The following is a 14,060-nucleotide window of genomic DNA, read 5'->3' on the forward strand; positions in this document are numbered from 1 at the left end:
GTACGGACCGACGCCTGGCCCGAAAGCTGACGCCCACGATGACAGCTCGAATCGAGCTGCCTCCACCGCCGCAACCCGCCCGGACAAGCACGCGGCAGCCGGCACCAGTCCACGCCCCCTGGAGCCGACGGCAATCCGAAAGGGCCCGCCCTGCCGGCGGCCGGCGGCCGATCACGATCGTCGCCCTGATGGCCAACCCGGATCTGGTCGCGTGACGCCCGGGAGTTCTGGGGTTGCACACCATTCGTGCGTCAACTACCGGCATGACCTGCGGGTTTTCGGCCGGAAATCGGTCTGTGAGAAACGCGGGTGACGTCGCATCGTCAAATCCATGGGGAGATCCGGGGAGGGAAAGCGCTCGTGCCAGCGCTGCCAGAGCATCGGTGACGACGTAGAGGAACGCGGCCGTGCCATCCCCTTGGGCTGGCTGTGCGATCGGCACTGGGCGCAGGCCGTGCAGATTGCCGCGGCTGCCGACGACTCCGTCTGGCGGCCTGAGGACGACCCCGACGACGTTGCCTTCCACGAACCGCACCGGTGCCCCGACTGCCGGGCTCCGCTCACCTACTACACCACCAACTTCGGCCTCAGCATCGCACTGGAACCCTCCGATGCCCCCGCGAAGGACATCCCGTCCCGGTTCCGTTGGCGCCTCCACACCACCACCGCCCGCAACTCCAAATGCGTGATCATGCTCACGGCAGTCCATCTCGGCGGACTCGAACCAGCCCCGGACGAACCGGTGCGCCCCACCCACCGAGCCGTCTGTCCCGCACCCGCCGCCCGCGAGCAGGTCTTCGACGAACAACTCCGCGACCTCGCGCGGTCCCGCCGCCGACTGGCCCGCCCCGTTCAGGACACCGGCTGACACGCGTGCGCACCCAGGAGGGGAGACGCCGGCGGGCGACCTCAGAAGCCCTTGCAGTACCGCATGCGCTCGGCGAGTTCCTGCAGGTCAGGTGTAGCCCCGGGCCGGTCGATGGAGCCTTGGGCCGTGGGGATTTCGCGTCGGTGGAGGTGTCAGATGACGTCGGTGTCGGGCCTGCTGGAGGAACGGGAACTGACCGCCCGTGAGCGCGTTCAGGTGCTGCAGGCGGAGGTGGACCGGCTGCTCACCGAGCTCGGGCAGGCCGCCCGGACCAGGGTGATGCGGTGGAAGCGGCCCGCAGCTGCTGGAGCAGCGGCCTGGCCGCGTCCCGGTCCGGCATTCCGGCGGCGGTGACCATCACGGCCGGCAGCAAGCCGAGGCGGTCGACCACGACGTGCCGCTTGCGGCCGTTGATGTTCGTGCCCGCGTCGTAGCCGCGGCTTGAGGCGGGCACCGAAGCGTCCGCCTACACCGACTGGGAGTCGGCAATCGCGGCGGTCGGCTCCGGATTCCGGCCGGCCTCACGGTCACAATTGGACCGATATGGTTCCGCGCAGCTTGGCCAGCGCCTCGTTCAGGAGGATCTCGCCGTCCTCCTGGCTGCGGCGTTCTCTGACGTAGGCCATGTGCGTCTTGTACGGGGCGTTGCTCACCGCGCCGGGACTGTTGTCGGGGTCGGGGCCGGCAGGGAGGCCGCACTTGGGGCAGTCCCACTCCTCGGGGATCGCGGCTTCGATGGCGAACTGAAGCTGGGTGCGGTGGCCGTTCCCGCACCAGAACGACGCCGCCGTCCGCGGGGCGAGGTCTCCACGCTCAGACTCCCCCATCGGCCCCGAGCCGATCCGGGAGCCCCTGATACCGCTGCTGCCCTGTGCCAACGTCCGCTCTCCTCTGCCACTGTTTCCATGCGTTGGATGTGCATGAAAAGGGCCAGCGTACGGGCACGTCAGTGCCCGGGCTCCTTCGGCCCCGCCCGATCGAGGGCAGCAGGGTGAAAGTGATCTTCGGAAGGGACGGTTCCGCGACGGCAGCAGCGCGCTCGGGATAGATCATCGTCCGGTGTAGGCCGCGTCAGCGACCCTGTCCAGGAGCGCCTTGCGGTGGGCGGGTCTGGCGGCGGGGCGGTCGAACTGCCGGAGAATGTGCCGCGCGGCCTTGCCGAGGAACTCGGCAGGGCTCCGCAGCGTCTGCCCTGGAGGAGGCGGGACCCCACGGCGGGGCCGTGGGTGCGGGCACCGGTGCGGGGAGGACTGCGTGAGCAAACGCGAGGCGGCGCTGGCGATGGGGGCTGCCGACGAGCTGGGCGGGTATCGAAGACTCGCGGTCCCGGGATCCACGGTCGGCGACGGGTTCTTCATCGCGGTGGGCGTGCTCATGATGGGAGCGGCGAGCTACGAACTGGTCCACGATGTTCCCCGCTGGCCCGAGGTTCTGATCAAGACGCTGTGTCTGGTCATGGGCCTGGGCATGGCCGGCCTCACCTGCTGGCCCCGGTTCGAACGACGCGCGGGCGGCCCGATGACGCACCTCTACTGCTTCGAGGAGGGTTTCGTCATCGCCGGCCGCGACTCGATGCGCGCGGTCCGCTGGTCGCACGTCACCGTCACCGCCGAGAGGTGGGAGTCGGGAACCGGCGACAACCGCGAGTCGGGCACGCGCCGCACCCTACAAGCACCCGACGGCACCGTGCTCGTCCACTTCACCGGTCGTGAACCCGAACAGGTCGGCGGCTACGGCGTGCAGCTCCTCCACCAGGCGGCCGTCGACCGCGAAGACACCCGCCCGCTGCCCGATCCACCATCGAACGACCGGATCGAGCTCTCGGACCGCCGCAAAGCGGAAGAACGGTGACGCGCGCGCCGTAAGGACCGCCGCCGGCGCGAGCAGGACGCCGTCGCGGCCGGGCTACGTGCGCTGGCCGAGGTCGACAAAACAGCCGCCGAGATCGCGGACTTCGTCGCCGCGCTGTGCCGACGCGAGGGCTGCACCGGGCGCACCGCCCCGCGTCGGCTGCGTCGCCGCCCCTTGGTCGGCCGTCCGTCGGTGCTCCGGACGGACGGCCGATCAGGTGGGTGTGGGTCGGTGGGTCACCGGCTGCTGGACCGCGTCAGGGCAGGGTCCAGTTCTGGGCGCCGGTGCCGTTGCAGGTGTAGAGCTGGAGTTGGGTGCCGGGTGAGGTGGAGGAGCCGGGGTCGTCCAGGCACTTGCCGGACTCGGGGTTGATCAGCGAGCTGTTCGCGCCCGGTTTCCACTGCTGCGCGCCGGTGCCGTTGCACGTGTACCACTGGACGAGGGTGCCGTTCGCGGTGCCGCTGGAGGCGACGTCGAGGCAGCCGCCGACCACCCGCACGGTGCCGTCGGACTCGACCGTCCACTGCTGGGCAGCGGTCCCGTTGCAGCCCCAGATCTGGACCCGGTTGCCGTTGGACGCGGCGCCGTTGTTGTCGTCGGCGCACAGGTTCGATCCCGCTCCGGAGACGATCGCACCGGTCGGCGGGGCGCTCGCGGTGGTGAACCCGATCGCGAAGATGTGCAGAGCGCCCTTGGAGGTGTCGGAGGGCAGGCGGACGTCGGCGACCGTCTTGCCGGAGGTCAGAGCCACGGGTGCGGTCGCGAAGACGTAGGTCTTCACGGGGTCGGTGGAGGCGCCGGCATGGTTGCGGTAGCTGGCGGTCACTGCGGTGGTATTGCCGGAGAGCGGTGTGGCCGAGCCGCCGTTCAGCGTCCAGTCGGAGAGGGAGACGGCCATGGACTGGCTGGTGCCGTCGGTGTAGTCGACGGTGGCGGTGCCGGTGGAGGGGCCGTTGTTGGAGGAGCCGAGGAAGGAGATCGCCCCGGTGCCCGAGATCGGGACGGTCTGGCCGTTGGCGGTGTAGTTGTCGGGCTGCCCGGCTGCGGCTCCGGGCCAGGTGAAGGAGGTTCCGGCGGCACTGACCGTGGAGCCCGGGTTGACTCCGGCGGCGGACAGGGCGGCGGCGGAGTAGCTGTAGCCGCTTCCGTCGAAGTCGGCCGACGAGGAGGCGGAGTCGGCCGATACTCCCGTGTTGGTGTAGCCGGGCGCGCCGGGGTAGGAGGGGGGTGCGGCGGATGCGGCGGACGCCCAGGCGGAGTTCGCCGTGGTGCCCAGGGTGAAGGTCAGCGTGCCGCCGCTGGTGATGCTGCCGGTGGGTGCGGCCGCGCTGTTCCATGCCGAGCCGTTCCAGCTGGCCGACTGGACATAGGGGGCGTTGTCGGCGGCGTTGTCGCCGTTGACCGTCAAGGTGTTGCCGCTGGGCAGGGTGACGACCGCCTGGGTGAACAGCGGGCTGCCGAGTGCAAGGTCGGAGGTGCCGGGTGTCTCCGGGTACATCCCCAGGGCCGACCACACGTACCAGGAGCTCATCTCGCCGAGGTCGTCGTTGCCGGCCAGGCCCGAGGGGCTGTCGGTCCAGATCTGGTCCTGGACCTGCCGCACGACCTGCTGGGTGAGGTAGGGCCGGCCGATGTAGTCGTACTCCCAGGGGATGTTCAGGCTGGGCTCGTTGCCGAGGTCGGTGTAGCCGTTCGCGCCGGTCAGTGAGGACAGGTCGGTGGTGAGGTAGTTCGCCATCGCCGCGTTGCCGCCCATCGCGGTCGCCAGCCCGTGCACGTTGAACGGCACCATCGGCGTGTACTGCCAGGCGTCGCCCTCGACGAAGTTGCTGCCCGAGGTCGCGGAGAATCCCGCCGTCCACGAGCCCGACTTGTCACGGGGCTGGATGAACCCCGTTCCGGCGTGGAACAGGTTGCGCCAGTCCTGCGCCCGGTTGGCGAAGGCGGTCTGATTTGTGGTGTCGCCGAGCGCGCCGGCCAGGGCCGAGACGGCGAAGTCCGCCGTGTCGTACTCGAGTGTCGTGGAGGCGGGGCCGTAGAAGTTGCAGCAGCCGTAGCTTCCGTCGCTGGGCAGGTAGCCGAGCTGCTCCAGGTAGGTCAGGCCGGGCCGGTTGTTGTTGGCGTCGGTCGCCTCCGCGACCATGTCGGTGAGCGCGGTCGCGCTGTCGAAGGCGGTGGCCCCGAAGGCGTGGTAGTCGGCGAGGATGGCGTCGGCGGGATCGCCGACCATCACGTAGGTCTCGCCGTTGTTCTCGGACCACTTGGGGAACCGGCCGGTCTGGGCGTAGTCGTCGACCATCGACTGGGCGGTGTCCGAGGCGGCCTGCGGGTCGATCAGCGCCTCGAGTTGGGCCTGCGAACGGTAGACGTCCCAGCCGGAGTAGTTGGCGTAGGCGGCGCCGTGGCCGGAGTCGACGACGTGGGTCTTGGAGTCGAAGCCGTAGTACTGGCCGTTGGTGTCACTGATGACGTTGGGGTGGAGCAGCGAGTGGTACAGCGCGGTGTAGAAGACCGTCTGCTGAGCGGTCGTGCCGCCCGCGACGGAGACCCGGCCGAGGAGGGAGTTCCATGCCTGCTGGGCGCTGTTCGCGGTCCCGGTGAAGTTCCATCCGGGATTCTCGGCCGTTCGGTTGGCCACCGCGTTCGCGGTGGAGACGTAGGAGATGCCCACCTTGGCCTGGACGACCTGCGTGCTGGTGGTGTTGAACGTGACGTAGCCGTCCTTGGCGGCCGTCTGCGGGGTGGCGGTGCCGGCTTTCTTCGGCGGGGCCCCGTGGAGGGTGGGGTGGTTCTGCCGTTCCGCCTGGCTCTGGCCGGGGCGGGCGCCTGCTGCCGGGGGTTCCGTGGCTTTGACGGCTTGTGTGCCGTTGGAAGTGAACGGCTGGTCGAAGACCATGTCGAAGTAGACCGTGTAACTGTTGCTCGCGCCGCAGAAGGAACCGCTGGTGACCTGTCCGCTCACCTCGTTGTTGTTCACGACGGTGAACTGGGTGTTGGAGGCACCGTTCTGACTGCCAGCCAGTTTGAAGACGAGATTGGCCTGGGCGGTGGCCGGAAAGGTGAAGCGCGCCATGCCGCTGCGGGTGGTGGCGGTGAGTTCGGTCTTGACGCCGTTGCTCAGCGACACCGCGTAGGAGCCGGGCGAGGCGGACTCGGCGGAGTGGGAGAACCCGTCCGTGGCGCTGGTGTTGACGGAGCCGACGGTCGGCAGGACAGGGATGTCGCCGGCGGCGCCGCATCCGGGACCGGCGATGTGGGTGAGGCTGAACCCGGTGATCGAGGAGTCCTTGTACTCGTATCCGCCGCCGTCCGGCCGGGACGGAGTGTCAGGACTCCACTGCACCATGCCGAACGGCGCATCGGCCCCGGGGAAGTCGTCGGCGGAGTTCGACGTGCCGATGAACGGGTTGACGAGCGAGGCCGGCGCGGTGACCAGCGCCGGACGGGCGTGACCCGCCGGCCGTGACTGCGCCGACGCGGGGACGGCGCCGGTCGCCAGCAGCACCCCGGCTGCCAGCAGGGTTAAGGCGCCCCGGCGCCTCTGACGTGGGTGTCCCATGTCTGGAGCTCCCTTCTCGTTTGCCAAGCTCATGACAGGCCTTGCGGCAGTTTGACAACGTTGTCGTGGCGCAAATCGTGGCCCTACCCGGTCAAACTGTCAAGGCAGCCAACGCAACGAGCCCACGGGGATCACCAGGACCTGCGCCCGCGCGGCCGTCGGCTCTCGCCCGAATCCTTCTTGCCGAGCCCAAAGGCGACCTCCGCCAGGGTCTCGACGCCAGCCGGGGGGTCATTTTGATAACGTTGTCACAACAGCGCGGCATCCGGATCGCATCGCGTTGAAGACGTCGCGCAGGTCGACTTTCGCCGGCCGGCCGGTGGACTTCCGGGCGCAGAAGCGGACGAGACGGCCTCTGTCCCCGGTGAGGGCGGCCGCAGAGTTCTCACTTACGGCAGAACCGTCTGAAAGCGGCAGGAATGGAGGACTCCCCCGCTGCTCAAGGCGGTTGCCGGTCCGTAACGCGGTCGGGTCGCGGGAGCGATCAGAACCGCGCGGCGGATTCCTGTCCGCGCTGATCGGCTCCGAAGGCCGCGAGCTCCTCGACGGTGGGCGGATCGGCGCCGGGCCGGGTGCAGGTGATGGCCGAGACCAGAGAGGCCTCGTCCAGCACGTGACCCAGCTCGTCGCTTGCGATCCGGCGCAGTGACCCGGAAGCGTCGGCGCCGAGGAGCCCGCGGCGATCGAGGGCGCCGAGCAGGCCCGCCGTGAAGGCGTCACCCGCGCCGACCGTGTCGGCGACCGGCACCCGCAGGGCGGGCCGCTCGACCGGGCCCGCGGCGCAGAGCCCGAACGAGCCCTCGCCGCCCAAAGTCACGATGACCAGGGAGGGGCCGAGGGCGAACCATTCCCGGGCGACGTCGGCGGCGCCGCGTCCCGGGTGCAGCCAGGCGAGGTCCTCGTCGCTGACCTTGACCACGTCGGCGAGGGCGACCAGAGCCTCGATCCCCGGCCGGGCCTGTTCGGGCGAACCCATCAGTGACGGGCGGCAGTTGGGGTCGTAGGAGATCGTGCAGCGGCCTCGGGACCGCTCCACCAGGGCGCGGACCGAGGTCGAGCCTGGCAGGAGCGTCGCCGCGATCGAGCCGGTGTGCAGGCACGCCGTGGCGGGGTGGACCTTCGGATCGGGATCCTGCGGGAATCGCCAGGCGATGGCGAAGTCGTAGCTTGCGACGCCGTTCGCATCGGGGCGCGCGAGCGCGGTGCTGGTGGGCAGGTCGTCGACCGGGTCGTCGAGGAGGCGGACCCGGCTCCCGGCCAGGTGCCGGGCCAGCATCTCGCCGTGGGGGTCGGCGCCGTAGCGGGTGAGCAGGGCGACATCGACGCCCAGGCGGCCCAGGCCCACGGCGACGTTGGCGGGGCTGCCGCCGGGATGGGCGGCGCTCGCGCCGTCGGGGGACTCGACCAGGTCGATGACGGCTTCGCCGACGACAGAGATCATGCGGTGTCCTTGGGTGGCTCGGGTCGGACGGGTTCAGGCCAGGGAGCGGCGCAGCGCCTCGGCCATCGCGGGTACGGCGGGCAGGCGCGGGATGAGGGTGGCCTGGACGGCGTGGTAGGCGTCGGGCTTGCCGGGCCATACGGTCGCGGCGGGCCGGTTGTCCGGCGTGAGCTCGTGGTGCCAGCTGCCGTGCTCGCGGTCGAGGAAGAAGTCGGCGGCGTGCTGCCACAGGCCCTGGTACCAGCGCTGGTATTCGTCGTTGCCGGTCGCCTTGTGCAGGACGGCTGCGGCGCCGATCGCCTCGGCGAGGACCCAGTGCATTCGGGCCCGGACCACCGGGTGGCCGTCCCAGTCGACGGTGTAGACGAATCCGGGCTCGCCGTCGGCGTGCCAGCCGTCGCGGATCGCGGCGTCGAACAGTGCCTCGGCGTCCTCCAGCATCCAGGCAGGCGGGTTGGGCAGGCTCGCGCGCAGGGCGAGCATGAGGCGGGCCCATTCGAACCAGTGGCCGATGGTGGCGCCGAAGGGCCGGAACGGGTCGTCGAGGTGGTCGTCGTTGTACTCCAGGACCGGCCGCCAGTCGGCGTCGAAGTGCTCGACCAGGCGCCAGTTCGCCGCGCGGGCGTGTTCGTGGACCACGAACCGGCAGATGCGCAGGGCCCGTTCGTGCCAGACGGGCTGCCCGGTCACGTCGCCGGCGGCGAGGAAGGCCTCGACGGCGTGCATGTTGCTGTTGGCGCCCCGGTAGGACTCGCACCACTGCCAGGCCGGGTCGAAGGACTCGACGAGCAGGCCCGCCTCCTCGTCCCAGAAGTGCTGCTCGATCACCTCCAGCGCCTCGGCCAGCAGTTCGGCGGCCCCCGGCCGCCCGGCGGCCGCAGCGCTGGAGGCCGCGAGAACGACGAAGGCGTGCGCGTAGGCGGATTTGCCCCCGGCCCGTGGACGCCCCTCGCGGTCCACACCGGTGAACCAGCCCCCGTGCTCGGCGTCGCGCAACAGGCCGCGCAGCGCTGCCAGTCCGTGGTCGACCAGCTCGGCCGCGTCCGGGTCGCCGAGGAGGTGGGCAAGGGCGAAGACGTGCGTCATCCGGCAGGTGATCCACGTGTGCACCGGGCCGTCGCCCTGGACGACGCCGTTCTCGTCGAGCCAGCCGAACCCTCCGCCCGGCAGCCGGGCCCCGCGGGCGAAGCCCAGCAGCCGGTTCTGCTCCGCGACCAGCCACTGCGCGTCGCCGGGCATGCCGGTCGGTGCGGGCACGTGGTCGATGATGGATTCGGAGGTCATCGTGCTCCTAGGGATAGAGGCCGGTGGGGGCGGGCGGCAGCCGGCCACCGAACGAGCGGCAGCGGCCGCCGAAGTGGATGCAACCGCAGGGATAGCGTTGTCATGGCGATAGACAACGTTGTCGGCCCATCCAAGGGTCAGCATTTGCGGAGCGGACGGATTTGTCAACGCCCACGCGGCGGGCGAACTGCTCAGCCCCAGCTCAGGGCTGGTGTTCGCCCGAACCGCGGGGGATCAGCCGGGTGGGGACCACGATCCGCTGGACCTGCGCCTGCTCGCCGCGCATCCGGCGGAACAGCAGTTCGGCGGCCATGCGGCCCATCAGGGCGGGGTCCTGGGCCACGACGGTGACCGGCACGGGGAGCATGTCGGCGAGTTCGAAGTCGTCGAATCCGATCAGGGCCGGCCGCTCCGGGCGCGGAGCGAGGTCGCGCAGGGCAGCGACGGTGGTGCGATTGTTTCCGCAGATCAGGGCGGTCACGGGGGCAGGCCCGGAGAGCATCGCGTCCAGGGCGAAGCGGATCCCGATCGGGTCCGGCTTGCCCATCGCGATCCAGGTCTCGTCGACGGCGAGGCCGGCCGAGGCCATGGTCTCGCGGTAGGCGGCCAGGCGCTCGGCGGCGGTGAAGATGTCGGGGGCGTCGCCGATGAAGCCGATACGGCGGTGACCCTGGCGCAGCAGGTGGCCCACGGCGTCCGCAATGCCGCCGCGGTTGTCGGCGAGGACGGTGTCCACCTCCAGGCCCGGCATCGGCCGGTCCACGCTCACCACCGCAGTACCCGCCGCCAACTCCGGTGCCAGGTAGCCGTGGTCGACGGAGGTCGGCACCACGATCAGTCCGTCGACGCGGCGGGCGCAGAAGTCGAGCGCCACGTCCCGCTCCCGCGTGGCGTCCTCCGCCGACGAGCCGGTCAGCAGCAGCGAGCCGTGCGCCCGCGCGACGTCCTCGACGGCCCGGCTGAGCGACGAGTAGAACGGGTCGGCCAGGTCCTCCAGGACCAGGCCCACGGAGCTGGTACGGGCGCCCTGGCGCAGCAGCCGTGCGCCGTCGTTGCGTCTGAAGCCCAACTCCTGGATGGCCGCCAGGACCTTGGCGCTGGTCTCCTCGCTGACCCCGTGCTCGCCGTTGACCACGCGTGACACCGTCTTGAGCCCGACCCCCGCGGTGGCCGCGACGTCCTTCATGGTCGGACGCGCGGGCGTCGGGGAGATCGGCTGTTCCGCGTTGGCTGGCATCTGCTCCAACCGTCCCTTCCGGCGACAAGGCCTGTGGATCTGCAGTGTTGGCTGCCCAGCATAGATAACGTTGCCACAACGTTGCCGTGCAGCCCCCGGGATCGTGATCCCCCGTGCCGGGGCCGGGATCAGCATCGGGCAGGCCGACTTCAAGGAGGCCACGTGTCAGCATGACGCGACCCCCACCAAGGTCCGCCGCTGCCCCCGGCGCTCACTTCCCTCCTGGTCAGGCCCCTGCACGCAGAGTGAGGACCGTTCGCCGCGGCTCGGGTCCGCCGTCGGGATCGGGTCCCGCCCTCGCGGGGCCGGGCCAGGACGTCCCGGCCGATCGGTCGCAGCAGTCTCTTGACACTCTCCACACACCTGCGTTCCACTTCTCCGGCAGACAACGTTGTCACTGGACGCCGGCCCGGACACGTTGTCGGGAGGCGTCGCCATCACGCCGCACCAAGGGGCCGACGCTCGGGCCCGGAACGTCGCACCGCAGGCCGGTGCGACGGATCCGCCCCGTGCCGGGAGGCAAGTCCCCACCGAACGATCCAAGGAGGAACCCGTGTCGGAGCCATTGCTGGAAGCACGCGGCGTGGTGAAACAGTTCGGCCACGTGCAGGCCCTGCAGGGGGCCGACTTCACCGCCTACGCCGGTGAGGTCGTCGCCCTGATCGGTGACAACGGCGCGGGCAAGTCCACGCTGGTCAATGTGCTGTCGGGGGTCATCGCCCCGGACAAGGGCGAGGTTCTCCTGGGCGGCGTGCCGGTGAGGTTCGCAGGCCCCCAGGACGCTCAGCGTCAGGGTGTGGAGACGGTCTATCAGGACCTCTCCATGGCACCGGATCTGGACGCGCCCACCAACCTCCACCTCGGCCGCGAGATCCTGCGCGGCGGACTGCTGGGGCGCCTCGGCGTCCTGGACCGGCCCGCGATGCGCACCGCGGCGGTCAAGGCCTTCGCCGAGCTCGGGGTGACCCTGAAGGATCCGACCGCGCCCGTGGCAACGTTGTCGGGCGGCCAACGTCAGTCCGTCGCGGTCGCCCGGGCCGTCGCCTTCGCCAACAAGGTCATCTTCATGGACGAGCCGACCGCGGCCCTTGGCGTCGTGCAGCGCGCCCGCGTCCTGGAGACCGTCCGCCGCGTCGCCGAGCGCGGCATCTGCGTGGTGCTCATCAGCCACAACATGCCCGAGGTGCTGTCGGTCTCCGACCGCGTCGAGGTGCTGCGGCTGGGCCGGCGGGTCGCCTCCTTCAAGGCCGCCGACACCAGCATCGAGGAACTCGTCGGCGCCATGACCGGCTCGCTCGACCGCGACCTGGAGAACTTCGCTGCCACCGGCGCCACCCGCTCCACCGGCTCCGAGGGCGCCCGCAACACGGAGGAAGCACGATGACCACCACCACGACCGAGGGCGTCCAGCAGACCGGCACCCCGCAGCAGGCCCCCAGGAGCGGCATCCCGCCGTGGCTGCGCAAGGTCGCCTCGATCAGCGAGGTGTGGACCTTCGTCATCCTGGTCGCCCTGGTCGCGGTCTTCTCGACAGCCGCCCCCGGCAAGTTCTTCACCGCCTACGACCTCACCCAGATCGCCGTGAACGCGGCCATCTACCTGGTCCTCGGCGTCGGCATGACCTTTGTCGTCATCACCTCCGGCATCGACCTGTCCATCGGCTCCGTCCTGGTACTCGCCGCGGTCGCCGCCGGTGAGTACAACCTCCACAACGGCGGACCGGACGCGAACTGGACCACGGTCGCTGTCTGCATCGCCATCGCCCTCGTCGTAGGCACGCTGTGGGGCGCACTGCAGGGCCGGCTGGTCGCGACCGGCAAGGTGCCGCCGCTCATCGTCACCCTCGGCGGACTGGGCACCGCGCTCGGCATCGCCGAGCTGATCACCGGCGGGCAGGACCCGGCCGGTGCTGCCGCCTCCAACCTGCAGAACACCCTCGGCTACGGCAAGCTCTTCGGCATCCCGTGGCTCGTGATCCTCGCCGCCGCCGTCACCCTGGTCTTCGGCCTCGTGCTCACCCGCACCCGCTTCGGCACCTACACCCTCGCCATCGGCTCCAACGCGGCCGCCGGACAGCGCGCCGGCATCCGGGTGGGCCGGCACCTGGTCAAGGTGTACGCGCTGATGGGCCTGCTGGCCGGACTCGGCGCGGTGATGTGGCTCGCCTCCTTCGGAACCACCTCCATCGCCGGCCACTCCAGCGACAACCTCAAGGTCATCACCGCCGTCGTCCTGGGCGGCACCAGTCTTTTCGGCGGACGCGGCAGCGTGCTCGGCACCGTCATCGGCGTCTTCATCCCCGCCGTGCTGACCACCGGTCTGATCGTCGTCGGCGTCCAGCAGTACTGGCAGGACGTGGCGGTCGGCATCGTCCTGGTCGCCGCCGTCTACGTCGACCAGGTGCGTCGCAAGACCCGCGAACGCGTGTGAACTCCGGCGGCGGCGCGACGGCCTCCCGGGCCACCCCCACCGCGCCGCCCCCGGTCCTCGACTCCTCTCCGACCCGCCGTCAGGGCGGGAACCCCCACCCGGCGCCATCGGTGCCCTAGTCAGGAGAACGAACCGTCATGTCCAGAACCCCCACCCGCCGCCACCTGCTCGCCGTCGCCGTCGCGACCGTCGCCCTGGCCACCACCGCCGCCTGCAGCTCCTCCGGCAGTACCGCCTCCGGGTCCGGCTCGGGCTCCTCCGCCGCGGCCGGCGGCACCTCCGGCAAGAAGATCGCGCTGATCACCGGCGTGAAGTCCGACCCGTTCTACATCACCATGACCTGCGCCGCGCAGGACGAGGCGAAGGCCAAGGGCCTGCAGTTCATCGCCGACGGCTCCGCGCAGTGGGACGTCTCGGTCCAGCGCCCGCTGATCGACTCCGTCGCCGCGTCGCAGCCGAACGGCCTGATGATCTCGCCGGTCGACACCAACGCCCTCACCCCGTCGCTCAAGCAGATCCAGGGCGCCGGCACGAAGATCGCACTGGTGGACACCTCCGTCACCGATCCGTCCGTCGGCATCAGCCGCATCTCCTCCGACAACGAAAAGGGCGGCCAGGTCGCCGCCGACGCGCTGGCCAAGCAGATGGGGGACAAGGGCTCGGCCATCGTCATCAGCGTCAAGCCGGGCATCTCCACCACCGACGACCGCATCAAGGGCTTCACCGAGGAGATGACCAAGTACCCGAACATCAAGGTGCTGCCGACCCTCTACGACAACGACGAGCCCGCCACCGCGGCCTCCCAGATCCAGTCCACCCTGGCCGCCCACCCCGACCTCGGCGGCGTCTTCGCCGGCAACACCAACACCGGCCAGGGCATCGCCACCGGCCTGTCCCAGGCCGGCAAGCAGGGCCAGGTCAAGGTCGCGGCCTTCGACGCCGAGCCCGACGAGGTCGCCGCACTGAAGAACGGCAGCCTCCAGGTGCTGGTCGCCCAGGACCCCGCCGCGATCGGCCGCGAGGCCGTCGACCAGCTGGCCGCAGCCTTCAACGGGCAGCCGGTCCAGGCGTCCGTCGGGACCACGATGGTCGCCATCACCAAGGACAACATCAACGACCCCGGCGTCTCCAAGTACGTCTACAAATCCGGCTGCTGAGCCACCCCCATAGACCCGGGCGGGCGGACCCCGATCCCCCGTGAGTCCGCCCGCCCCCGAGCCCGACCGGACCTGCAGTCATCGGTGCCGGCGACCCTCCACACGAGATCTGTCCCCAACTGGTCCGGGCCCCGGATCCGCTGCGACCAATCCCCCTCAGAGTCGCCCGCTCCTTTGCCAAGTCATCGCAGACATCGCGTCGCGGCGGAGCCGGTCCTGCGTGGGGCCCTTGC

The 14,060-nt window shown here is 70.6% G+C and carries 11 protein-coding genes; 5 read left to right on the forward strand and 6 right to left on the reverse strand.

Annotated features, from left to right (window positions below; genetic code table 11):
• Positions 1–454: 454 nt before the first annotated feature.
• Complete coding sequence (locus BS83_RS26860) at positions 455–868, forward strand: DUF6083 domain-containing protein (RefSeq protein WP_157597331.1); 414 nt, start codon at positions 455–457, stop codon at positions 866–868.
• Between the two features lie 244 nt (positions 869–1,112).
• On the opposite strand, the gene BS83_RS45750 is transcribed toward BS83_RS26860, so the two are convergent.
• The gene (locus BS83_RS45750) at positions 1,113–1,322 is read right to left on the reverse strand and encodes a transposase (RefSeq protein ID WP_157597332.1); all 210 of its coding nucleotides are present in this window, start codon (positions 1,320–1,322) and stop codon (positions 1,113–1,115) included.
• Between the two features lie 73 nt (positions 1,323–1,395).
• A complete protein-coding gene (locus BS83_RS26870; protein WP_037606083.1) occupies positions 1,396–1,746 on the reverse strand; it encodes an RNA polymerase-binding protein RbpA in 351 nt (116 codons plus the stop codon).
• Between the two features lie 376 nt (positions 1,747–2,122).
• Here BS83_RS26870 and BS83_RS26875 point away from each other — a divergent pair, with 376 nt between their 5' ends.
• The gene (locus BS83_RS26875; protein ID WP_037606084.1) at positions 2,123–2,719 is read left to right on the forward strand and encodes a hypothetical protein; all 597 of its coding nucleotides are present in this window, start codon (positions 2,123–2,125) and stop codon (positions 2,717–2,719) included.
• Between the two features lie 256 nt (positions 2,720–2,975).
• On the opposite strand, the gene BS83_RS26880 is transcribed toward BS83_RS26875, so the two are convergent.
• The 4 genes from BS83_RS26880 to BS83_RS26895 form a co-directional block, all read right to left on the reverse strand.
• Positions 2,976–6,278, reverse strand: a complete 3,303-nt coding sequence (locus BS83_RS26880; protein ID WP_084714121.1) for a lectin — start codon at positions 6,276–6,278, stop codon at positions 2,976–2,978.
• A gap of 484 nt (positions 6,279–6,762) precedes the next feature.
• Positions 6,763–7,719 carry a carbohydrate kinase family protein gene (locus BS83_RS26885; protein ID WP_051944034.1) on the reverse strand — a complete coding sequence of 319 codons (957 nt, stop codon included), beginning with the start codon at positions 7,717–7,719 and terminating at the stop codon, positions 6,763–6,765.
• A 33-nt stretch (positions 7,720–7,752) separates the two neighbouring features.
• The gene (locus tag BS83_RS26890) at positions 7,753–9,003 is read right to left on the reverse strand and encodes an AGE family epimerase/isomerase (protein ID WP_232248499.1); all 1,251 of its coding nucleotides are present in this window, start codon (positions 9,001–9,003) and stop codon (positions 7,753–7,755) included.
• A 202-nt stretch (positions 9,004–9,205) separates the two neighbouring features.
• Complete coding sequence (locus tag BS83_RS26895; RefSeq protein ID WP_051945585.1) at positions 9,206–10,240, reverse strand: LacI family DNA-binding transcriptional regulator; 1,035 nt, start codon at positions 10,238–10,240, stop codon at positions 9,206–9,208.
• A gap of 553 nt (positions 10,241–10,793) precedes the next feature.
• Between BS83_RS26895 and BS83_RS26900 the strand changes: the two genes are divergently transcribed.
• The 3 genes from BS83_RS26900 (at position 10,794) to BS83_RS26910 (ending at position 13,827) form a co-directional block, all read left to right on the forward strand.
• Entirely contained in the window at positions 10,794–11,624 is an 831-nt protein-coding gene (locus BS83_RS26900) for an ATP-binding cassette domain-containing protein (RefSeq protein ID WP_051944036.1), read from the forward strand.
• A complete protein-coding gene (locus tag BS83_RS26905) occupies positions 11,621–12,670 on the forward strand; it encodes an ABC transporter permease (RefSeq protein ID WP_084714123.1) in 1,050 nt (349 codons plus the stop codon). Before BS83_RS26900 ends, BS83_RS26905 begins: the two co-directional genes overlap by 4 nt.
• A gap of 137 nt (positions 12,671–12,807) precedes the next feature.
• Positions 12,808–13,827: an ABC transporter substrate-binding protein gene (locus BS83_RS26910; RefSeq protein ID WP_037606085.1), complete on the forward strand. Its 1,020-nt coding sequence runs from the start codon at positions 12,808–12,810 to the stop codon at positions 13,825–13,827.
• The last annotated feature ends 233 nt before the right edge of the window (positions 13,828–14,060 follow it).

Source organism: Streptacidiphilus rugosus AM-16 (genome assembly GCF_000744655.1).
Lineage (GTDB): Bacteria > Actinomycetota > Actinomycetes > Streptomycetales > Streptomycetaceae > Streptacidiphilus > Streptacidiphilus rugosus.